Source organism: Streptomyces sp. CA-179760 (assembly GCF_050937045.1).
Lineage (GTDB): Bacteria > Actinomycetota > Actinomycetes > Streptomycetales > Streptomycetaceae > Streptomyces.
The window spans coordinates 5,997,082-6,017,220 of the sequence record NZ_JBNJLZ010000001.1 but is presented as its reverse complement, the minus strand read 5'-3'; the positions used below and the strand labels follow the sequence as shown (position 1 = coordinate 6,017,220).

Annotated in this window: 18 protein-coding genes; 8 read left to right on the top strand and 10 right to left on the bottom strand. The window is 71.7% G+C overall.

What is annotated here, in order from left to right; all coding sequences use genetic code 11:
* The first annotated feature begins 20 nt into the window (after window positions 1-20).
* Genes ACQEV8_RS27465 through ACQEV8_RS27455 form a run of 3 tightly spaced genes read left to right on the top strand, consistent with a single transcriptional unit; the run spans window position 21 to window position 1,704 of the window.
* The gene (locus ACQEV8_RS27465) at window positions 21-548 is read left to right on the top strand and encodes a carboxymuconolactone decarboxylase family protein (protein ID WP_432965275.1); all 528 of its coding nucleotides are present in this window, start codon (window positions 21-23) and stop codon (window positions 546-548) included.
* Complete coding sequence (locus ACQEV8_RS27460; protein WP_432965272.1) at window positions 545-991, top strand: carboxymuconolactone decarboxylase family protein; 447 nt, start codon at window positions 545-547, stop codon at window positions 989-991. The genes ACQEV8_RS27465 and ACQEV8_RS27460 overlap by 4 nt, the downstream gene beginning before the upstream one ends.
* Complete coding sequence (locus ACQEV8_RS27455) at window positions 988-1,704, top strand: isocitrate lyase/PEP mutase family protein (RefSeq protein WP_432965269.1); 717 nt, start codon at window positions 988-990, stop codon at window positions 1,702-1,704. The genes ACQEV8_RS27460 and ACQEV8_RS27455 overlap by 4 nt, the downstream gene beginning before the upstream one ends.
* A gap of 6 nt (window positions 1,705-1,710) precedes the next feature.
* Here ACQEV8_RS27455 and ACQEV8_RS27450 read toward each other — a convergent pair whose 3' ends face one another.
* From ACQEV8_RS27450 to ACQEV8_RS27405, 10 genes are all read right to left on the bottom strand, one after another.
* A complete protein-coding gene (locus tag ACQEV8_RS27450) occupies window positions 1,711-2,667 on the bottom strand; it encodes an ABC transporter substrate-binding protein (RefSeq protein ID WP_432965266.1) in 957 nt (318 codons plus the stop codon).
* 1 nt (window position 2,668) lies between these two features.
* The gene (locus ACQEV8_RS27445) at window positions 2,669-4,618 is read right to left on the bottom strand and encodes an ABC transporter permease (protein ID WP_432965263.1); all 1,950 of its coding nucleotides are present in this window, start codon (window positions 4,616-4,618) and stop codon (window positions 2,669-2,671) included.
* Window positions 4,618-5,688, bottom strand: a complete 1,071-nt coding sequence (locus ACQEV8_RS27440; RefSeq protein ID WP_432965260.1) for a quaternary amine ABC transporter ATP-binding protein — start codon at window positions 5,686-5,688, stop codon at window positions 4,618-4,620. Before ACQEV8_RS27440 ends, ACQEV8_RS27445 begins: the two co-directional genes overlap by 1 nt.
* A 50-nt stretch (window positions 5,689-5,738) precedes the next feature.
* A complete protein-coding gene (locus ACQEV8_RS27435; RefSeq protein WP_432965257.1) occupies window positions 5,739-7,271 on the bottom strand; it encodes a GMC family oxidoreductase in 1,533 nt (510 codons plus the stop codon).
* A 97-nt stretch (window positions 7,272-7,368) separates the two neighbouring features.
* Complete coding sequence (locus ACQEV8_RS27430; RefSeq protein ID WP_432965254.1) at window positions 7,369-8,889, bottom strand: aldehyde dehydrogenase family protein; 1,521 nt, start codon at window positions 8,887-8,889, stop codon at window positions 7,369-7,371.
* A 180-nt stretch (window positions 8,890-9,069) separates the two neighbouring features.
* The gene (locus ACQEV8_RS27425; RefSeq protein WP_432965251.1) at window positions 9,070-9,498 is read right to left on the bottom strand and encodes a DUF664 domain-containing protein; all 429 of its coding nucleotides are present in this window, start codon (window positions 9,496-9,498) and stop codon (window positions 9,070-9,072) included.
* A gap of 85 nt (window positions 9,499-9,583) precedes the next feature.
* On the bottom strand, window positions 9,584-10,573 hold the full coding sequence (locus ACQEV8_RS27420; protein ID WP_432965248.1) for a malate dehydrogenase: 990 nt from the start codon (window positions 10,571-10,573) through the stop codon (window positions 9,584-9,586).
* 538 nt (window positions 10,574-11,111) lie between these two features.
* A complete protein-coding gene (locus tag ACQEV8_RS27415; RefSeq protein WP_432965245.1) occupies window positions 11,112-12,512 on the bottom strand; it encodes a DUF2690 domain-containing protein in 1,401 nt (466 codons plus the stop codon).
* 375 nt (window positions 12,513-12,887) lie between these two features.
* Window positions 12,888-13,484 carry a DUF3017 domain-containing protein gene (locus ACQEV8_RS27410; RefSeq protein ID WP_432973026.1) on the bottom strand — a complete coding sequence of 199 codons (597 nt, stop codon included), beginning with the start codon at window positions 13,482-13,484 and terminating at the stop codon, window positions 12,888-12,890.
* Window positions 13,485-13,698: 214 nt separating this feature from the next.
* Complete coding sequence (locus ACQEV8_RS27405) at window positions 13,699-14,553, bottom strand: bifunctional methylenetetrahydrofolate dehydrogenase/methenyltetrahydrofolate cyclohydrolase (protein ID WP_432965242.1); 855 nt, start codon at window positions 14,551-14,553, stop codon at window positions 13,699-13,701.
* A gap of 277 nt (window positions 14,554-14,830) precedes the next feature.
* Between ACQEV8_RS27405 and ACQEV8_RS27400 the strand changes: the two genes are divergently transcribed.
* From ACQEV8_RS27400 to ACQEV8_RS27380, 5 genes are all read left to right on the top strand, one after another.
* Window positions 14,831-15,412 (top strand): hypothetical protein, encoded by a 582-nt coding sequence (locus ACQEV8_RS27400; RefSeq protein ID WP_432965239.1) that lies wholly within the window; start codon window positions 14,831-14,833, stop codon window positions 15,410-15,412.
* Window positions 15,413-15,545: 133 nt separating this feature from the next.
* Window positions 15,546-16,292, top strand: coding sequence for an FHA domain-containing protein (locus ACQEV8_RS27395; RefSeq protein WP_432965236.1), 747 nt, complete (start codon window positions 15,546-15,548; stop codon window positions 16,290-16,292).
* Entirely contained in the window at window positions 16,289-17,863 is a 1,575-nt protein-coding gene (locus ACQEV8_RS27390; protein ID WP_432965233.1) for a protein kinase domain-containing protein, read from the top strand. Before ACQEV8_RS27395 ends, ACQEV8_RS27390 begins: the two co-directional genes overlap by 4 nt.
* 157 nt (window positions 17,864-18,020) lie before the next feature.
* Window positions 18,021-18,761, top strand: coding sequence for an FHA domain-containing protein (locus ACQEV8_RS27385; protein WP_432965230.1), 741 nt, complete (start codon window positions 18,021-18,023; stop codon window positions 18,759-18,761).
* Window positions 18,758-20,110, top strand: a complete 1,353-nt coding sequence (locus tag ACQEV8_RS27380; protein ID WP_432965227.1) for a protein kinase domain-containing protein — start codon at window positions 18,758-18,760, stop codon at window positions 20,108-20,110. Before ACQEV8_RS27385 ends, ACQEV8_RS27380 begins: the two co-directional genes overlap by 4 nt.
* The last annotated feature ends 29 nt before the right edge of the window (window positions 20,111-20,139 follow it).

Sequence of the window (20,139 nt, the reverse complement as noted above, 5' to 3'; positions counted from 1 at the left end):
TCCTTCCTAGGGTCGAGGGCATGACGACGCACCCCGTTGACAGCACGGCCACGACGCCCCCGACAAGCGCGGAGTACGCCCCCGAGCGGCCCGCCCGCCTGGAGTGGGCCAAGCACGCGCCCGACGTCTACAAGGCGATGGTCCGGCTGGAGACCGCGGCCCGGCAGGGCCTCGACCACACGCTGTACGAGCTGGTGAAGATCCGCGCCTCCCAGCTCAACCACTGCGCGTTCTGCCTCGACATGCACACCAAGGACGCCCTCGCGACGGGCGAGAGCGTCGAGCGGATCGTGCAGCTCAGCGCCTGGGACGAGTCGCGGCACTTCTACACCGCCAAGGAGGTCGCGGCGCTGGAACTGACGGAGGCCGTGACGGTCCTGACGGACGGCTTCGTGCCGGACGAGGTGTACGAGCGGGCCGCCCGGCACTTCGAGGAGGCGGAGCTGGCACAGCTGATCGCCGCGATCACGGTGATCAACGCCTGGAACCGCTTCGGCGTGACCTGCCGGATGGCACCGGGGCACTACCAGCCGGGCCAGTACAAGTGACGGCTCGGACCCGGCTGCTCGACCCGGCGGTCGGCGGGGCGATGGCCGCGCTCAGCAAGGTCGCCAAGCAGGGCCTCGGCGACCCGGCCCTGGCCGAACTCGTCGTGATCCGCGCCTCGCAGCTCAACCACTGCGCGTTCTGCCTCGACATGCATCTCGCGATCGCCCGCGAGTACGGGGTGAGCGAGCGGCAGCTCGATCTGCTGGCCGGCTGGGAGGAGGCCGAGGACGTCTTCGACGAACGGGAGCGGGCCGCGCTGGCAATGACGGAGGCGGTGACTCTCCTGACGGAGGGCTTCGTGCCGGACGAGGTGTACGAGCGGGCCGCCCGGCATTTCGACGAGGCCCGGCTGGCCCATCTGATCGGGCTGGTCGTCGCCATCAACAACTGGAACCGGGTGATGGTCAGCCGCCGCATCCCGCCGGGAGGTTACACACCGTGAGCAAGGTGGACACGTTCCGCGCCCTGCACCACCACCGGGCGCCCGGCGATCCCTTGGTCCTGCCCGGCCCCTGGGACGCGGCCAGTGCCCGGGTGTTCGTGGAGGCGGGCTTCCCGGCACTCGCCACACCCAGCGCCGGGGTCGCCGCGTCCCTGGGGTACGAGGACGGACAGACCCCGGCCGACGAGATGTTCGCCGCGGTCGCCCGGATCGTCCGGGCCGTCGACGTGCCGGTGTCGGCGGACGTCGAGAGCGGCTACGGACTCGCCCCGAAGGAGCTGGTGGAGCGGCTGCTGGAGACGGGGGCGGTGGGCTGCAATCTGGAGGATTCCGAGGACGGGGTGCTCAAGGACCCGCGCGCGCACGCCGAATGGCTGGCGGAGGTGCGGGCCGTGGCCGGTGACCGGCTCTTCGTGAACGCCCGTGTGGACACCTTCGCCTGCGGGGTCCAGGATCCCGAACGGGCCATCGAGCGGGCCGCGTCGTACGTCGCCGCGGGCGCCGACTGCGTCTACCCGATCGGGGCTCCGCCCCAGGTGCTGCCGCTGCTGCGGGCCGGGATCCAGGGCCCCGTCAATGTGGGGGCCGACCCAGGCGAAGGCCCCTCGCCCGCCGAACTCGGCGCGCGAGGGGCCACCCGGATCACCTTCGGGCCGCGTCTCCAGCGGCGGGCCGCCCGGGCCCTGCGGGAGATGACCGCTCAGTTGACGTGAGGCAGGTCAGGACAGCCACTTCTTCCACGTGGACTTGTGGCTGTCCACCCACTTCTTCGCCGCGTCCTCCGGCGTCATCTTCTTGTCGGCGATCAGCAGGGAGACCTCGTTCTGGTCCTCGGTCGTCCACTTGAACTTCTTCAGGAACGCCGCCGCCTTGCCGCCGTTCTTGGCGAAGTCCGCGTTGAGGTACTTCTGCAGCGGCGTGTGCGGGTAGGCGCAGGCGACCTTCTCCAGGTCGGCGTCGCAGCCCTCCTTGTACGCCGGCAGCTTCACCTCGGTCATCGGGACCTTCTTGAACAGCCACTGCGGGGAGTACCAGTAGGTGAGGAAGGGCTTCTTCTCCTTGGCGAACTGCCTCATCTGGGTGATCTGCGCCGCCTCGGAGCCGGCGAACACCACCTGGTAGTCCAGCTTCAGGTTCTTCACCAGCGCCTTGTCGTTGGTGACGTAGGACGGCGAACCGTCCATCAGCTGGCCCTTGCTGCCGCTCTCCGGGGTGCGGAACTGATCGGCGTACTTGTTGAGGTTCTTCCAGTTCGTGATGTCCGGGTGCTTCTTGGCGAAGTACGTCGGGACGAACCAGCCGATGTGCCCGGTGACGCCGAGTCCGCCGCCGGGCGCGATCGTCTTCTTGTCCTTGACGTAGCGCTGCTCCTGCTCGGGGTGGCCCCAGTCCTCCAGGAGCGCGTCGACGCGGCCCTGGCTGAGGGCGTCCCAGGCGGGCACCTCGTCGACCTGGACGGTGTCGACGCGGTAGCCCAGCTCGTGCTCCAGGAGGTACTGGGCGACGGCCACGTTGGCCTGCGCGCCCACCCAGGACTGCACGGACAGGGTCACGGACTTGGCGCCCTGCGCGTTGGCGAAGGGCGAGGACTGCTTGGTCATGTCGGCGGCGCCGCAGCCGGTGAGCAGCGCCAGGGAGCTGACGGTGGCGGCTATGGCCGTCGTACGGACTCGCATGTCAGGCTCCCTTCTTCGCGCGGCGTTCGGTGGGCTGGGTCACCCGGTCGAGCATCAGACCGAGGCAGACGATCGCCGCGCCGGCCACCAGACCGGTCGCCAGGTCGCCCTGGGCGAGGCCGAAGACCACGTCGTAGCCGAGCGCGCCACCGCCGACCAGGCCGCCGATGACGACGACGGCGAGGACCAGGACGAGGCCCTGGTTGACGGCGAGCAACAGGGCGGGGCGGGCCAGTGGGAGCTGGACCTGCCGCAGCTGCTGCCAGCTGGTCGCGCCGAGTGAACTGGAGGATTCCAGCGCGGCCGCGTCGACCTGGCGCAGGCCCTGGGTGGTGATCCGGACGACGGCCGGCAGCGCGTACACGATGGCGGCCGCGACGGCCGGGGCGCGGCCGACGCCGAAGAGAGCGACGACCGGGATCAGGTAGACGAACTGCGGCATCGTCTGGAACACGTCCAGGACGGGACGCAGCAGCCGCTCCAGGCGGTCGCTGCGGGCCGCCGCGATGCCGGTGGCGAAGCCGAGGACGAGGGTGACGGCGACGGCCGCGAGGACCTGCGACAGGGTGTCGAGGGAGGGCTTCCAGACGCCGAGCGCGCCGATGGCGGCCATGGCGAGGACGGCGGTGAGCGCGGTGCGCCAAGTGCCGATCACCCAGGCCAGGGCGGCGACGATCAGCAGCACCGACCACCAGGGCAGCCCCTGCAGGCCGTCGCGCATCGGGTCGAGCACCCAGGTGGTGAAGTGGCCCGCCCAGTCGGCGGTGCCGCCGACCACGGGGACGCCGGAGTAGAGGTGCGCGGTCATCCAGTCGACCGCGCGGTTGACGGGCTCGGCGATGCCGACGACCCAGGCCTCGGGCCAGTCGAGCCGGCCCGCGAGACGACCGGCGACCGCCACGGCGGCGAAGGCGACCAGGGCGTACAGCCAGCCGAGTCCACTGCGGGGCTCCGGTTCGGCGCCGAGCCGCTCCCCCGCCGCGCACGTGACGCGGTCCAGGACGACGGCCAGCAGCACGATCGGGATACCGGCGGCGAGCGCGGCACCGACATCGACCGAGGCGAGGGCCTGGTAGACACGGTCACCGAGACCGCCCGCGCCGATGACGGCCGCGATGACGGCCATGGACAGCGCCATCATGATGGTCTGGTTGAGGCCGAGCAGGAGTTCCTTGCGAGCCAGCGGGATCCGGGCCGTCAGCAGCCGCTGGCGTGCGGTGGAGCCGAGCGACTCGACGGCCTCCAGCACGCCCTTGTCGGCGCCGCGCAGACCGAGCGAGGTCAGCCGGGCCATGGGCGGGGCGGCGTAGATGACGGTGGCCAGGACGGCCGCCGGGACGCCGATGCCGAAGACCAGCACGACGGGCAGCAGATAGGCGAAGGCCGGGAGCACCTGCATGGTGTCCAGGACCGGGCGCAGGAGGCGGTCCATCCGGTCGGACAGCCCGGCGGCGAGCCCGAGCACCATGCCCACCAGGACCGACGCGAGGACCGCGACGACCATCAGGGCGAGCGTCTGCATGGTCGGCACCCACATGCCGAGCAGGCCGCAGGCCAGGAACGCGGCGCCCGTGCCGAGCGCCAGCCGGATGCCCGCGACGCGCCAGGCGACCAGCGCGCCCAGGGCCGTGACGCCCGCCCAGCCGACGGCCAGGAGGCCGAGGTAGACGGCCCGTACGGCGATGACGACGACGTTGCTGACGTGGCCGAAGAAGTACAGGAACAGGGGGTGGCTGTCGCGGTTGTCGATGATCCAGTCGCTGGCCTTGGCGAGCGGCTCGGAGAAGTCGACGGTCAGTGCGGCCGGCCAGCTGCCGCTCGCCCAGCGGGCGTTCGCCAGGGGGACGAGGATCGCGGCGGCCAGGGCGAGGAGCAGCAGCTTGCGGACGGCCGGGGCCTTGAGGAGGCCGGGCAGGCCCACACGGGGCGGGGACGCGGTGATGGTCGCCATCAGACCGCCTCCTTGGACTGCTCCGTCCCGGGCGGAGCTGGCTGCTCCGTGCCGGCGACGACACCGAGCAGCGTGTCGGAATCGACCATGCCCACGCATCGGCCCTCGTCCACGACCCGGGCCGGGGCGCCGGCGCGGGCGACCGCCTCGATCGCCTCGGAGACGGTCGCGTCGGGCCGGACCGCCGGTCCGCTGCCGTCCAGGTCCGCCGAGGGGGTGCGCATGGCCGTGCGGACGGTGAGGACCTGCTCGCGCGGGACGTCCCGAACGAACTCGCGGACGTAGTCGTCGGCGGGCGAGCCCACGATCTCCTCGGGCGTGCCGAGCTGGACGACCCGGCCGCCACGCATCAGGGCGATGCGGTCGCCCAGCTTGAGGGCCTCCTGGAGGTCGTGCGTGATGAAGACCATCGTGCGGCCTTCCTCGCGGTGCAACCGGACCACTTCCTCCTGCATCTCCCGCCGGATGAGCGGGTCGAGCGCGCTGAACGGCTCGTCGAAGAGGAGGACCTCGGGGTCGACGGCGAGTGCGCGGGCCAGGCCCACGCGCTGCTGCTGGCCGCCGGAGAGCTGGCTGGGGCGGCGGTGCTCCATGCCGTCCAGGCCGACCTTGGCGATGACCTCGGCGGCCCGCTCACGCCGCTCGGCCCTGCCGACGCCCTGGATCTCCAGGCCGTATGCGACGTTGTCGAGGACCGTGCGGTGGGGCAGCAGGCCGAAGTGCTGGAAGACCATGGCGGCGCGGTGCCGGCGCAGTTCGCGCAGCCGGGAGCGGTCCATGGCGCGGACGTCCTCGCCGTCGATGACGATGGTGCCGGCCGTCGGCTCGATCAGCCGGGTCAGACAGCGCACCAGCGTGGACTTGCCGGAGCCGGACAGGCCCATGACGACGAAGACCTCGCCCTTGCGGACGTCGAAGCTGACGTCGCGGACGGCGGCCGTGCAGCCGGTGCGGGAGCGCAGCTCGTCGGCGTCGAGGGCGGTGAGCTCGGGGTCGGCGGGGACGCGCTCGGCCTTGGGGCCGAACACCTTCCACAGGCCCTCCACCGAGAAGACGGGGGTGGTGTCCATGCTCTGCTCCTCCGTGGGGGGTTCGAGGGTCGGGATCTCGGCCATCTCGGTCACCGGTCACCACCACCGATCAGCTCGGCGGCCTTCTCCCCGACCATGAGCACGCCGATCATCGGGTTCACGGTGGTCATGGTGGGGAACACGGAGGCGTCGGCGATGCGGATGCCCTCCAGGCCGCGGACGCGCAGGTCGGGGTCGACGACCGCGAGCGGGTCGTCGGCGTCACCCATCTTGCAGGTGCCGGCGGGGTGGTAGACGGTGTGCGCGACCTTGCGGGCGTACTCGCCGATCTCCGCGTCGTCGGTCACGTGCGGGCCGGGCGCCACCTCGCGCTTGAGCCAGCCGGCCAGGGGCTCGGTCTTCGCGATCTCACGGGCGATCTTGATGCCGTCGACGAGGGTCTGACCGTCGTAGTCGTCCTCGTCGGTGAAGTAGCGGAAGTCCAGGGCCGGCTTGACCTCGGGGTCGGCGCTGGTCAGGTAGAGCCTGCCGCGGCTCTTCGGCTTGGGGATGTTCGGGGTCATCGAGACGCCGAACTCGGGCCGCTGGTAGCCCAGTCGCTCCGGGTTGTCCGTGAAGGGGATCTGGTAGAAGTGGAACATCAGGTCGGGGTGCGGCTTTTCGGGATCCCGGCGCACGAACAGGCCCGCGTCGGAGTCCATCGCGGAGTTCTCCGGGATGGGGCCGTTCGTCTCCCACACGATCACCGACTCCGGGTGGTCGAGCAGGTTCTCGCCGATGCCCGGCAGGTCGTGCGTCACGGGTATGCCGAGCTTCTCCAGGTCCGCCTTCGGGCCGATGCCGGAGTGCATCAGCAGCCGGGGCGAGTCGACCGCGCCGGCACAGAGCAGGACCTCGTTACGAGCCTTGACGAGGATCTCCTCGCCGTCCTTGGTGCGGACGTGCACGCCCTCGGCGCGGTTGCCGTCGAGCTCCAGCTTGTACGCCCAGGTCTCCAGCAGGATCGTCAGGTTGGGCCGCTCGTCCATCACCGGGTGCAGGTACGCCACCGACGCCGAGGAGCGCTTGTTGTTCTCGGGGTGGTAGGCGAGGTCGAAGAAGCCGACGCCCTCGGTGAACGGCTTCTTGTTGAAGCCCTCCACGCGCGGCACGTTCAGCGCCGCCTGGGCCGCGTCGACGAAGTCGCGGGCGATGGCGTTCCGGTCCTTCTCGTCGACCGGGACGACGTTGTTGAGCAGGCGCGCGAAGTACGCCTCCATCTGCACCGCGCCCCAGCCCTTGGCGCCGGCGGCCTCCCACTCGTCCCAGTCGGCCGGCAGCGGCTTGAAGGCGATCAGGGTGTTGTGGGAGGAGCAGCCGCCCAGGACCCGGGCGCGGCTGTGCCGGATATGCGAGTTTCCGCGTGGCTGCTCGGTGGTCGGGTAGTCGTAGTCGAGCTCGCCGCCCAGCAGGCCCATCCAGCGGCGCAGGGTCAGCACGTCGTCGCGGCCGACGTCGCTGGGGCCGCCCTCGATGACGGCGACGGTCACGTCGGGGTTCTCGGTCAGACGGGAGGCAATGACGGAACCTGCGGTTCCGCCGCCTATCACGACATAGTCGTACTCATGACTGGTGTGGGACATGGCGTACTTGCTCCAGAGGGGGTGAACCAGGGGGGACGAAGAAGTCGGGCGCGAAGGGCGTGGGTGCGGGAGTGCGGGGGTGCGGGGGTGCGGGAGGTCAGCCCGAGAACCAGCGCACCGGCTTCGGAGCGAGGTTCTGGTAGACGTGCTTGGTCTCTCGGTACTCGGCGAGTCCGGCCGGGCCGAGCTCCCGGCCCACTCCGCTCTTGCCGAAGCCGCCCCACTCCGCCTGCGGCAGGTAGGGGTGGAAGTCGTTGATCCAGATCGTGCCGTGCCGCAGCCGGCCGGCCACGCGGCGGGCGCGGCCCGCGTCGGAGGTCCAGACACCGCCCGCGAGGCCGTACTCGGTGTCGTTGGCGAGGGTCACGGCCTCGTCCTCGGTGCGGAAGGTCTCGACGGTGAGGACCGGTCCGAAGACCTCCTCCCGGATGACGCGCATCTCGCGGTGGCAGTGGTCGAGGACGGTCGGCTCGTAGAAGTAGCCGTTCTCGGGGCGCTGCGGGGACGGCTCGGGGCGCTTGCCGCCGGAGCGCAGCACCGCGCCCTCCTTGAGGGCGGACTCGACGTACATCTCGACCTTGTCGCGCTGCTGCTCGGAGACGAGCGGGCCGCACTCCACACCGTCCTCGGTGCCGCGGCCGAGCCGGATCTTCTCGGCGCGCCGGGCCAGTTCGGCGACGAAGCGGTCCCGGACCGACTCCTCGATGATGAGGCGGGCGCCGGCCGAGCAGACCTGGCCGCTGTGGATGAAGGCGGCGTTGAGGGCCTGGTCGACGGCGGTGTCGAAGCCCTCCTCGGTGGCGCAGGCGTCGGCGAAGACCACGTTGGGGTTCTTGCCGCCGAGTTCGAGAGCGACCTTCTTGACGCCGGGCGCGGCGGCCTGGGCGACCTTGGTGCCGCTGACCAGTCCACCGGTGAAGGAGACCAGGTCGACGTCGGGGTGCTCGGACAGTCGCGCGCCGACCGAATGGCCGGGCCCGGTGACGATGTTGGCGACGCCGGCGGGCAGCCCGGCCTCGACCAGCAGCTCGATGACCGCGATCGTCGTCATCGGGGTGATCTCGCTCGGCTTGATGACGAAGGTGTTGCCCGCCGCGAGCGCCGGGGCGATCTTCCAGCTGGCCTGCAGCAGCGGGTAGTTCCAGGGCGTGATCATCGCGCAGACGCCGATGGGCTCGTGCACGACGACGCTGTGGATCTCGGGCGAACCCGCGTCCACGACCCGCCCCGGGGCCTCGCCGGCGACCAGGTCGGCGAAGTAGCGGAAGGCGTCGGCGACGCAGTCGATGTCGACGCGGCCCTCCTCGACGGTCTTGCCCGCGTCCTGGGCCTCCAGCCGCCCGAGTTCCTCGCGGTCACGGACCAGCAGGTCGGCGACGCGCCTCAGCAGCGCGGCGCGCTCGGTGACGGGGGTGCGGGGCCAGTCGCCCTCGTCGAAGGCGCGCCGGGCGGCGGCGATCGCCAAGTCGGTGTCCTTCTCGTCACCCTCCGCGACCACGGCGAACGGCAGCGCGTCCGCGGGGTCGAGGATCTCCCGGGTGGCACCGGAGGCGGCCGCACGCCACTCGCCCCCCGCGTGGATGGTGCTGCGCGCCTGAAGTACGTTGCTTTCCGCCATGACCGCTTTCGCCTTCCGTTCCTGATCAGCGCCCTTGTGTCACACACGTGTCACTAAGAGACCGAGTGCGCCTGCCCTCACCCCCCGGATGCATGCGCGATCCGTGGCTGAAAGTGCGCTGTGTCACTGAAGATGCGAGCAAACACGGGCGAAACGCCCGCCGATCAGGTGCGGATGACGTCAGGTCGTCCGAGGCCGGAAGCCTTCCGGAGGGTCTTCGCCCACGCGTCCGTCGACGGACGCGCGTATGAGGTCGGCGTGGCCGACGTGGCGTGCGTACTCCTCGATGAGGTCGGCCGGCAGGCGCCGTACGCTCGGTGACCGGCCGTCCCGAGTCGTGAAGGCGGCGAGGCGGCCGGCGTCGCTCTCCGCGAGCACCTCCCGCAGATTGGCCCGGGACCGCAGCACGGCCTCCGTCCACAGCGTGTACAGCCGCTCGGGCGGGTCTCCGGCGGCCGAGCTCCACTCCCAGTCCGGCTCGGCGTACCGGTCCACCGCGTCCCTCGGCGGCGCGGGCTTCTTTCCCAGCAGCCGCACGGACAGGTACTGGTCCTCGACCAGGGCGAGATGCTTGAGCAGCCCGCCCGGCGTGACGGCCGAGGAGGCCACCCGCGCGCTCAGACCGGCAACGCGGGAAGCACACAGGCCCCGCACCGGAATCGACCGGTACGGGGCCTGCGCGAAGAGATTCAGGTCAGATGAGGCCGAGGCCGCGGACCGCCTCGCGCTCCTCCTCGAGCTCCTTGACGGAGGCGTCGATCCGGGCGCGGGAGAACTCGTTGATGTCCAGGCCCTGGACGATGTCGTACGTGCCGTCCTTGGTGGTGACGGGGAAGGAGGAGATGAGCCCCTCCGGCACGCCGTACGAACCGTCCGACGGGATGCCCATGGAGACCCAGTCGCCCTCGGCGGTGCCGTTGACCCACGAGTGGACGTGGTCGATGGCGGCGTTCGCGGCGGAGGCGGCCGACGAGGCGCCACGGGCCTCGATGATGGCGGCGCCGCGCTTGGCGACGGTCGGGATGAAGTCCTCGGCCAGCCACTTCTCGTCGTTCACGACCTCGGCGGCGTTCTTGCCGGCGATCGTGGCGTGGAAGATGTCCGGGTACTGGGTGGCGGAGTGGTTGCCCCAGATCGTCAGACGCTTGATGTCGGCGACCGTCGAGCCCGTCTTCTTCGCGAGCTGGGTCAGCGCGCGGTTGTGGTCGAGGCGGGTCATCGCGGTGAAGCGCTCGGCCGGTACGTCCGGAGCGGCGGCCTGGGCGATCAGGGCGTTGGTGTTGGCCGGGTTGCCGACGACCAGGATCTTCACGTCGTCCGCGGCGTGGTCGTTGATGGCCTTGCCCTGCGGCTTGAAGATGCCGCCGTTGGCCTCCAGCAGGTCACCGCGCTCCATGCCCTTGGTGCGGGGGCGAGCGCCGACGAGCAGACCGACGTTGGTGCCGTCGAAGGCGACGTTCGGGTCGTCCGAGATGTCGATGCCCTGCAGGAGCGGGAACGCGCAGTCGTCGAGCTCCATGGCCGTGCCCTCGGCGGCCTTGAGCGCCGGGGTGATCTCCAGGAGGCGCAGCTTGACCGGCACGTCCGCGCCGAGCAGCTGACCGGAGGCGATGCGGAAGAGCAGGGCGTAACCGATCTGGCCGGCCGCGCCGGTGACGGTGACGTTCACGGGAGTGCGGGTCATGGCGTTCTCCGTATGACAGCTGGCGGTGGGGCGGTCCCTGCCCCGGACGTCTGATCGATCTCTTGGCGTCAAGAGATCCACCAGCGGTCAGGCTATCGCGCATCCGGTATCTCGCACGGCCGGGTCGGTGTGGCCCACCCCACAACCCGCCCGGCGCCCACGCAAAGGCGGCCGCCCGTCCGGGAGAGGTGGACTGGGGCGGCCGCCGGGGGGGAACCGACTCTGCCGGACTCCCGTGGGGGTACGGTTCGCGTGCCCCCGATTCCCCCGGCCATGCCTCCGTCGGTGAAATTCGTTCGGACCGGTCCTACGACCGGGTCGTCCGGCACCGGGCCGGCCCGCCGGACGCCAGCACCCGACGAGTCCCACCGCGCCCCGCCGGCCGTCGGCGCGAACTCGGGTACCACGTCGGCCTCGGCACCGGTGTGCCGGTCGCGCGGTTCCCCGCGTCCCTGGGGGCATCGCCGACACGCCCCTTCCAGGGGCGCCGGGAACCGCGCGAACAACCCCCACCGGCCCGCACGAGCCGCCCGCCCGCCTACTCCGTGCAGCCCTGCTGACCCGACGCCAGGGTCGCGCAGGCCTTGGCGTCGGCGGCGTTCTTCACCGCCACCATCGGGGTGTACGCGATCGCGTCACCGGCGACGGTGATGCTGCCGGTCTGCTTCGCCTTGCCCGCGCTGATCTGGACCTCGTCGCCCTGGGTCGCCTGGGTGACGCGGCCCCAGGCCGCCTTGCAGGTCTCGCTGTAGCGGACCTCCACGACGGTGGTGCCGACGGTCGCGGTCTGCGCCGTGGTCACCAGGTCACCACTGCACCCCATGCTCTCCGCGTCCTTGCCGGTGCAGCTGTCGCCGCTGCACTTCACACCGGGCGGCAGGTCCGGGTTCGTGGTGACGCTCGGCTTGGGCGACTTGACACCGCCCTTGGCCTCGTCGTCGCCACCGCCACCGGTGAGATAGAACGCGCCGGCGATCACCACGAGCACGCCCACGACACCCGCGAGGAACGTCACGGTCCGCCGCTTGCCCCCGGCGGGGCCCTTCGCCCCGGCCGGATCGGCGCCCCGCGGCGACCGGTACTGCGCGCCCGCGCCCGCACCCGGCGTCCGCCCGGGCCCGTCGGGCGCCCCCGCGGAAGGGCCGTCCCCCATACCGGGCCGGGACCCGATGCCGCTGCCGGCACCGCCGGTGCCGATGCCGCTGCCGGTGCCGGTGCCGGTGCCGGTGCCGGTGCCGGTGCCGGTGCCGGTGCCGGTGCCGGTGCCGGTGCCGGTGGAGCGTCCGCCCGACGGCGACGGTCCCTGGTACCCCGCGATGCCCCACGAGTTGACCCCGGTCGCCCCGCCCCGGCCGCCGTCCTCCCGCACACCACCGCTGGTGGAGGAGTCCTGGACCTCGGGCGCCGTCGGCTGCGGCGGCACGGTCGGAGCCACTCCGGCCGGCCCCGCGATACCCGGCGTGACCGTGGCGCTGCCGCTCCTGCGGGCGGGCTTGTCGTCACCCCCGGGAGCCGATTTACCCGAAGCGGACTTGCCGCCGGAGGCCGTCGTGCCGCCGCTCTTGGAGCCTGCCGACGGGTCGCCGAAGTCCTGCCCGCCGAACTCCCCGAGTGCGGCGCGCGCCTGGGAGATCCGGATGGCCTCCATCGTCATGTCGTGCCGCATCTCCGAGCGGCTCCAGGCGCGCTCGGCGAGCTCCCACATGGTGGTCAGGTGCAGCGGATTGGTCCCGGTCACCTCGGCCAGCGCCACGATCGCGCCCTTGGGCGCGAGCAGCCGGCCGTTCAGATAACGCTCCCAGGACGTCTTGCTGTAGCCCGTGCGGTCCGCCACCGACGCGATGCTCAGACCACTGCGGTCCACGAGCCTGCGCAGCTGGCTGGTGAACTCCCTGATCTGTGGATCGAGCTCATCCGGCAAGGCCCTCCAACGCGGCATTGCTTCCCCCCTCTTCCCCCGGTCGTGCCGGTCGTGCTGATATTTCCCGCGCTGATCGCCCCGCGCGTTGGCGGCCTCGGCCGAGTCCCCGTTCTGGTTACCCACAGGGATGCGCACACTCAGGATCTCAGTTCCCTGACCGGGGGCGCACAGAAGCATGGAGACAGCGCGCGATACACCCTGGACCGTCCCGATTGTCCACGCCAACCCCGTTGTCGCACCACTTCGTGCGTAATCCGCCCGAGGAAGTACCGGAACCGTCACTTCCGTGCCACAGCGCTCTGACAGCCGTTGAACAGGCCGTTCGCCGTGCAGGAGGGTTGTCCGTGGCGGCGGCCCGTCCTTCCTCGGGGGAAAGGACGGACCGCCGTCCGGTCATCCGCTGGTGACCGTGAAGTGCAGCGTGTCCTTGAGGAACGGGATCTGCAGCCACGGCTCCGGCTGCGCCATCAGCGCCAGCAGGACGATCACCAGGCCCAGCACGCCGTAGGTGACGATGTCCGTGAAGCGGGAGCGGACGGCGAGCATGCCGACGTCCGGCAGCAGCCAGCGCATCACGCCACTGCCCAGCAGAGCGACGCCGATCAGCAGCGTCCCGAGCCGGAACTGGTCGAAGGCGGTCACCAGCAGTCCGAGCCCGACGAGCCCCAGCACGGCGAGCACGGGCCACTGCCGCACCGGCGCGGGCGCGTCCCCGGACACGGCCCGGCCACCGCCCTCGGGCCGCGCGGTGTCCTTGGTGAACAGCGGAAACCGCCGGGTCACCCGCCGCGGCCGCCCCTCGATGTCGGGGGCACTGACCGGATCCCGGACGGTGAGGTCCCCCTCCCCCGCTTCAGAGTCGCCCGATTCGCTCGATTCATCCGACCCGCCCCGCTCGACCGGAGCGCTCGGACCGACCTGCCCCTCCGGCTCGGCGGAAGCACTCGGAGCGGCCCGCTCGTCCGCCTCGCCCGAAGCGTCCCGGAGCACACGCCCGTCCGGCTCGCCCGAAACACTCGCGCCGGCCTGCCCGTCCTCGGAACCCCGCCCGGCCCGCGCATCGCGACCCGCCGCCTCGGCGCCGTCCGTGCTCCGTCCGCCCGGGGCGCTCTCCGCGCCCGGGCCGCTCCGCGCGGCCCGTGTGCCCCCGGCCCGGGCGCCCTCCACGCTCCCGCCGTCTGCCGCCGCGCTGCGCGCGCTCCGCTCAGCCGGCACTGCGCTCCGCCGCCTCGACCACGTTGACGAGCAGCTGGGCACGGGTCATCGGGCCGACTCCCCCGGGGTTCGGGGAGATCCAGCCGGCGACCTCGGCCACGTCGGGGTGGACGTCGCCCACGATCTTGCCCTCGGCGCTGCGGGAGACGCCGACGTCGAGGACGGCCGCGCCCGGCTTGATGTCCTCGGCGCGGATCAGATGGGCGGAACCGGCCGCGGCGACGATGATGTCCGCGTTCTTGAGGTGCGCCGACAGATCACGCGTGCCGGTGTGGCACTGGGTCACCGTCGCGTTCTCGCTGCGCCGCGTCAGCAGCAGCGGCATCGGCCGGCCGATGGTCACTCCACGGCCGACCACCACGACCTCCGCGCCCTTGATCTCCACGCCGTAGCGGCGCAGCAGGGTCAGCACGCCGTTCGGGGTGCAGGGCAGCGGGGCCGGCTCGTTCAGGACCAGGCGGCCGAGGTTCATCGGGTGGAGCCCGTCCGCGTCCTTGTCGGGGTCCATCAGTTCGAGGATGCGGTTCTCGTCGATGCCCTTGGGGAGCGGCAGCTGCACGATGTACCCGGTGCAGGCCGGGTCCTCGTTCAGTTCGCGGACGGCCGCCTCGATCTCCTCCTGCGTGGCCGTCGCGGGCAGCTCGCGCTGGATCGAGGCGATACCGACCTGCGCACAGTCACGGTGCTTGCCGGCGACGTACTTCTGGCTGCCGGGGTCGTCCCCGACCAGGATCGTGCCGAGGCCGGGCGTGACGCCCTTCTCCTTCAGCGCCGCCACGCGGGCGGTCAGATCGGACTTGATCGCGGCTGCGGTGGCCTTGCCATCGAGAATCTGGGCGGTCATGACCCCATCCTCGCGGATGACCCGCCCACGGTTCCAATCCGGCCACAATCCGGGCACCGGGGGCCGCTCCTCCCGTATCCGCCCATGATCAGCGATGTTGCACTTGCACAACACATCAGGAATGCGGCTGGACAAGCCCGTCACCGGTGCAGAACGATGACATGACAAGTGCCGCGGGCAGTTCAACGGGGGACGGTCGCAATACGAAGTACTTCTCCTCCGTGCGGATGCCCCGCGTCGTCCCCGCACTCGGAACATCAACGGAGGAAAGTCAGCCATGAGCTACGGCGACCCGAACAACCCCTACGGCGCTCCCCAGGGGCAGCAGCCGCAGCAGCCGGGCTACGGCCACCCGCAGCAGCAGGGCCAGGCGCCCGGCTACGGCTACCCGCAGGCCCCTCCGGTGTCCCCCTACGGCGCCGGCCCCGCCGCGCCGACCACGATGACCGGCTCGGTGAGCGCGGCCCGCGCGATGATGTGGGTGATCGTCGGTCTGCAGGTCGTCGGCGTGGCGCTCATGGCCTTCGCCGCCGCGGCCCTCAACGCCGCGAAGGACGACGAGTCACTCCAGGACAACACCGCCTTCCAGGACCTGGTCGGCCAGTCGACCGGCGTGATCTGGGGCTACGCGGTGTTCGGCCTGGCCTGGCTCGTATTCGGCGCCGTCCTGGCGACGAAGTTCAAGTCCGGCGGCAACAGCGCCCGGATCACCATCCTGGTCTTCGCCATCATCACGGCCGTCCTGGGCATCTACCCGTTCGTCATCATCGGCCTGGTGCACACCATCCTGGCCGTCCTGGTCGCGGTGTTCGTCGGCAACGCCAACGGCAAGGCCTGGTTCAACCGCCCCAAGTACTGAACGGGCCCGGTCGACCGGACCAGTTCACGCCAATCACATCCAAGGGCCGTGTCTCACCCGTACGAGGGGGGCACGGCCCTGGTGCGTCGCCCTAGTCTGACGGTGGTAGCTGTGCAGGCACGGGGAGAGCACCTTGTTCAGCATCATCGTGGTACCTCCGCCGACCACGGAGGACGAGCGAAACCGCACCCAACGCAGACTCGCGCCCGGCGAACGCCTCACCTTCGGCCGGTCCGCGCACGACAACGACCTGCCCATCACCCACGACGGGGTCTCCCGCCGGGCCGGTGAGATCACCGCGCAGGGCGTCTTCTGGATCCTGAGCAACCTCAGCCGCGAGCAGACCTACGTGGTGGAGAACCCGGAGGGCGCGGGCGAACACGTGAAGGTGGCGCCCGGGCGGCTGGACGCGCCGATCCCCTTCGAGTTCTCGCGGATCGTGCTGCCCGCCGCCGGCGACCTGCTGGCGCTGGAGGTGTGGGCGCCGCGCCACGACTATCTGAGCGGCACGGGCGGCCTCGACGGCGCCACGACCGCGCCGGCCTTCTCCGTCGACCGCACCAAGCGCTACTTCGCGGTCCTGGCGGCCCTGTGCGAACCGCGCCTGCGCGGCACCCCGCACGCCCCGCTGCCCACCGTCGAGCAGGTCGCCGAGCGGCTGCGCCCCACCTGGCCGGCCGCGTCCCGCACGGCCGTGCAGTGGAACATCGACTACCTCGCCGTGAAACTGCGCCTCAAACCGGGCCCGGAGAGCGCGGACACGGGCCCGCGGCTCAACGGCAAGAAGGAGTCCCTGGTCTCCCTGGCGCTGCGCTTCGACCTGGTCCGGGAGGACGACCTGGTCGTCCTGGCCGCCTCGCCAGGCCGGGTGACGCGGTGAACGAGCCCTACGCCGTCCCGGTGCCGAAGGGGTACCGGGTCGGCGTCTGGGAGGTGCGCGAGCCGATCGCGACCGGCGCCTTCGGCAGTGTGTACGCGGCCCGGCGCATCGGGGGAAACCCGGAGCTGCCGCCGACCGTGGCCCTGAAGTTCCTGCCCACCGGCACCGCCACGCCCCGCCGGCTCACCCACCTGCGCGAGCTGATCGAGCGGGAGGTCGCGCTGTACCGGCGACTGAGACACCCGCGGCTGGTGCGGATGTACGAGACGCTGACCGTCGACGATCCGGGCCGGCCGGAGCTGGACGGCGCCACCGTCCTCGTCCTGGAGCGGGCCGAGGGCTCCCTGTCCGCTCTGCTCACGGCGGTACCCCGGCCCGAGGCGGGTCCCGCTCTGCTCGCGCAGATCTGCGAGGGGCTGGCCCAGTTGCACGACGCCGGCTGGGTGCACGGCGACCTGAAGCCGGCCAACGTGCTGCTGATGGAGGACGGTTCGGTCCGGCTGGCCGACTTCAACATGGCGGCCGAGCTGGAGGGCACCCACGCCTACACGCCGGCCTTCTCCACGCCCGACTACACGCCGCCCGAGCTGCTGTGGACCGAGATCGGCGAACGGGGCCGCCGGATCCGCCCGTCGGCCGACGTGTGGGCCTTCGGCGTCCTCGCCCACCTGGTCCTCACCGGCTCCTTCCCGCTGCCCGGCGCCACCCCGACGGCCCGCCGCGACGCTGCGGCGGCCTACGCCCGCGGTACCGACGAGCTGCGTCTGTCACCCGAACTGGCCGACGGCTGGCGGGAGATCGTACGCGCCTGTCTGACCCGGTCGTACAGGGACCGCATCACCGGCGAGGCGCTGCTGCGCCGCGTCCGGGCGGCTGCCGCCGGGACCCCTCACCGTCCCTTCCGGCTGCCCCGGCTGCGTCCGGCCCGCCGTCGCGCGCGCCGTACGTCCGTCGCCGCGGCGGTGGCCGCCGGCTCCCTCGCCGCCCTGGCCGCCCTCGCGTACGGCATCGGTGTCCGGGCCGACGGCGCCCCCGGCGGCAGTGGCTCCGGCGCCACCGCGAACGTCTCGGCCGCCGCGTACGGCTCCTCCGACCTGCGCACCGACCGGGGCATCCCGCCCGCCTACCGGCTGCTGATCGTGGAGACGGCGCACGACTGCGACCAGAAGGACGTCACCCCGGCCCTGATCGCCGCCATGCTGAAGGTGGAGAGCGACTTCGACCCGGACCTCTCCGACCCCGCCAACGACGAGTACGGCATCGCCCGCTGGACCCCGCGCGTCCTGCGCTGGTGGATGAACGAGGACGGCACTCCCGGCGAGACCGTCCCCCGACCCCCGTTCCCGCCCGCCGAGTCCATCCCGGCGATGGGCCGCTACCTGTGCTGGATCGCCCCGCGCCTGGAGCCCGGGCTGCGGGGCGAGAGGCGGGTGCTGGTCGCCGCCGCGTACCGGACGTCGTACAAGACGGTGAACGACGCGGGCGGCGTCCCCCCGGACACCCGCGCCTACGCCGACCGCGTCGCGCACTACCTCAAGGAGTACGCCCCGCCCACAAGGAAGTGGCCCTGAGGCCGCTGCACCGGTTCCGCCTTCTCTCACAAACCCTTCACGGAACACCCTGTATCAGGCGCGATGCTTCGTACTCGTTCAAAAACGTCCCATACTCTGCCCTTCGTCGGACTGGGGGCTGCGCCCCCTGGCGTCACAGGAGGAGGGGGACGACTCCATGTACAGCGTCATCGTCGTACCACCGATGTGCGGCAGCGCGGAGGGGCAGGTCAGGATCGCCGCGGGCGAACGGCTGACGTTCGGCCGGGCGGCGGCGGACGGCGGACTGATCATCGACCACGCAGGGGTGCCCCGGGTCGCCGGGGAGATCACGGCACACCGGTCCTTCTGGCTGCTGAGCAACCTCAGCGAGGACCAGACCTACGTGGTGGAGAACCCGGAGGGCGCGGGCGAACACCTCAAGATCGCGCCGGGCCGCATGGAAGCCCCGGTACCGTTCGAGTTCTCGCGGGTGGTCCTGCCCGCAGCGGGAGACCTTCTCGCCTTCGACGTCTGGGCACCACGCCACGCCTTCCGCAGCGCCGACCGCCGGGGGCTCCCCGGCGCCGCCACGGCACCGGCGTTCGCCCTGGACCGCACCAGCCGGTATTTCGCGGTGCTGGCCGCCCTGTGCGAGCCCCGGCTGCGCGGGGAGCCGCACGCGTCGCTTCCGGCGGTGGAGCAGTTGGTGGACCGATTACGTCCGGTCTGGCCGACGGTCAGCCGCTCGTCCGTCTACTGGAACATCGACTACCTGGCACTGAAACTCCGGCTGCGCCCCGGCCCCGATGCCGCCGAGCCCGGTCTGCGCGTCAACGGCAAGAAGGACTCGCTGGTGTCGCTCGCGCTCCGCTTCGACCTGGTCCGCGAGGACGACCTGGTGGTGCTGTCCGCCGCAGCCGGCGAGGTGCTCCGGTGACCGGCCAGTCCTACGCCGTCCCCGTCCCGAAGGGCTTCCGAGTCGGCCCGTGGGAGGTGCGCGAGGCTCTGGCCTCCGGCGCGTTCGCCACCGTGTATGCGGCGCGGCTCGTCGACGGAGGGGACTTCGAGATGCCCGGCCGGGCCGCCCTGAAGTTCCTGCCCACCGGCACCCGCACACCTCGGCAGCTGCGGCATCTGCGCGAACTCGCCGAGCGAGAGGTGGAGTTGCTGGGCCGCCTGCGCGCGCCCCGGCTGATCCGCATGTACGACACCCTGACGGTCGACGACCCGGGGCACCCGGAGCTGGACGGCGCCACCGTGCTCGTGCTGGAGCAGGCCGAGGGCTCCCTGGACGCCGTACTGGAACTCGAGCCCAAGCCGGAGTCGGGCCCGGCCCTGCTGGCCCAGATCTGCGAGGGCCTGCACCAACTGCACCACGCGGGCTGGGTGCACGGCGATCTGAAGCCCGCCAACGTCCTGTTGCTGAAAGACGGCTCGGTGCGACTGGCCGACTTCAACATGGCGGCGGAGCTGGAGGGCACGCACGCCTACGCACCCGCCTTCGCGACGCCCGACTACACCCCACCGGAGCTGCTGTGGCCCGAGATCGACGAGCGGGGCACGCGGATCCGTCCCTCCGCCGACGTCTGGTCCTTCGGCGTCCTCGCCCATGTGGTCCTCACGGGCTCCTTCCCGTTGCCGGGCGGCAGCACCGAGGCACGTACCGACGCGGCGATGCGCTACGCGCGCGGCGCCGAGGAGTTGCGGCTGTCGCCCGAACTTCCGGAGACCTGGCGGGAGATCGTGCGGGACTGTCTGGCTCCCACTCACGTGGAGCGCGTCGCCCGGGTCCCTGACGCCGGTGCGCTCCTGCGCCGAGTGGAGGAAGCGGCGGGCGCCCTCCGCTCGGCCCGTCTGCCCAGGCTGCGGCCCCGGCGGTGGCGTCGCCCGGTGCTTGTCGCGGCGGTCGTGGCGGTGGCGGTGCTGGGCGCGACGGCGGTGACCTACGCGCTCCGCGACGAGGCCCCCGCCGCCGCGGCCGCACCGCCCACCTGCGAGAAGCCCGCGGTGTACGAGGACGAGAAACACGGCCGCGGCTACACCGCGGGCTGGAACAGCACCTGGGACTTCACCATCAAACAGGGCGACGGCGGCAGCCAGGTCCGCGAGGCCCAGTGTCTGCTCAGGCACCTGCACGACATCACCGAAGTCGGCGAGGTGGACGGGTCCTTCGGCCCGCTGACGCACGGGGCGGTGGTGACCTTCCAGAAGCGGGCGGGGCTGGACACGGACGGGGTGGTGGAGGCGCGGACGTGGAACGCGCTGCGGAAGGGCGGGGAGGTGTGACCGCGGGACTTGGATATTGCGGTGATCGT

Excerpts from the sequence above, each read along its gene's own strand:
- ACQEV8_RS27465 (WP_432965275.1), top strand. The coding sequence starts at position 21 with ATGACGACGCACCCCGTTGACAGCACGGCCACGACGCCCCCGACAAGC.
- ACQEV8_RS27450 (WP_432965266.1), bottom strand. The coding sequence starts at position 2,667 with ATGCGAGTCCGTACGACGGCCATAGCCGCCACCGTCAGCTCCCTGGCG.
- ACQEV8_RS27445 (WP_432965263.1), bottom strand. The coding sequence starts at position 4,618 with ATGGCGACCATCACCGCGTCCCCGCCCCGTGTGGGCCTGCCCGGCCTC.
- ACQEV8_RS27440 (WP_432965260.1), bottom strand. The coding sequence starts at position 5,688 with ATGGACACCACCCCCGTCTTCTCGGTGGAGGGCCTGTGGAAGGTGTTC.
- ACQEV8_RS27435 (WP_432965257.1), bottom strand. The coding sequence starts at position 7,271 with ATGTCCCACACCAGTCATGAGTACGACTATGTCGTGATAGGCGGCGGA.
- ACQEV8_RS27430 (WP_432965254.1), bottom strand. The coding sequence starts at position 8,889 with ATGGCGGAAAGCAACGTACTTCAGGCGCGCAGCACCATCCACGCGGGG.
- ACQEV8_RS27420 (WP_432965248.1), bottom strand. The coding sequence starts at position 10,573 with ATGACCCGCACTCCCGTGAACGTCACCGTCACCGGCGCGGCCGGCCAG.
- ACQEV8_RS27415 (WP_432965245.1), bottom strand. The coding sequence starts at position 12,512 with ATGCCGCGTTGGAGGGCCTTGCCGGATGAGCTCGATCCACAGATCAGG.
- ACQEV8_RS27405 (WP_432965242.1), bottom strand. The coding sequence starts at position 14,553 with ATGACCGCCCAGATTCTCGATGGCAAGGCCACCGCAGCCGCGATCAAG.
- ACQEV8_RS27400 (WP_432965239.1), top strand. The coding sequence starts at position 14,831 with ATGAGCTACGGCGACCCGAACAACCCCTACGGCGCTCCCCAGGGGCAG.
- ACQEV8_RS27385 (WP_432965230.1), top strand. The coding sequence starts at position 18,021 with ATGTACAGCGTCATCGTCGTACCACCGATGTGCGGCAGCGCGGAGGGG.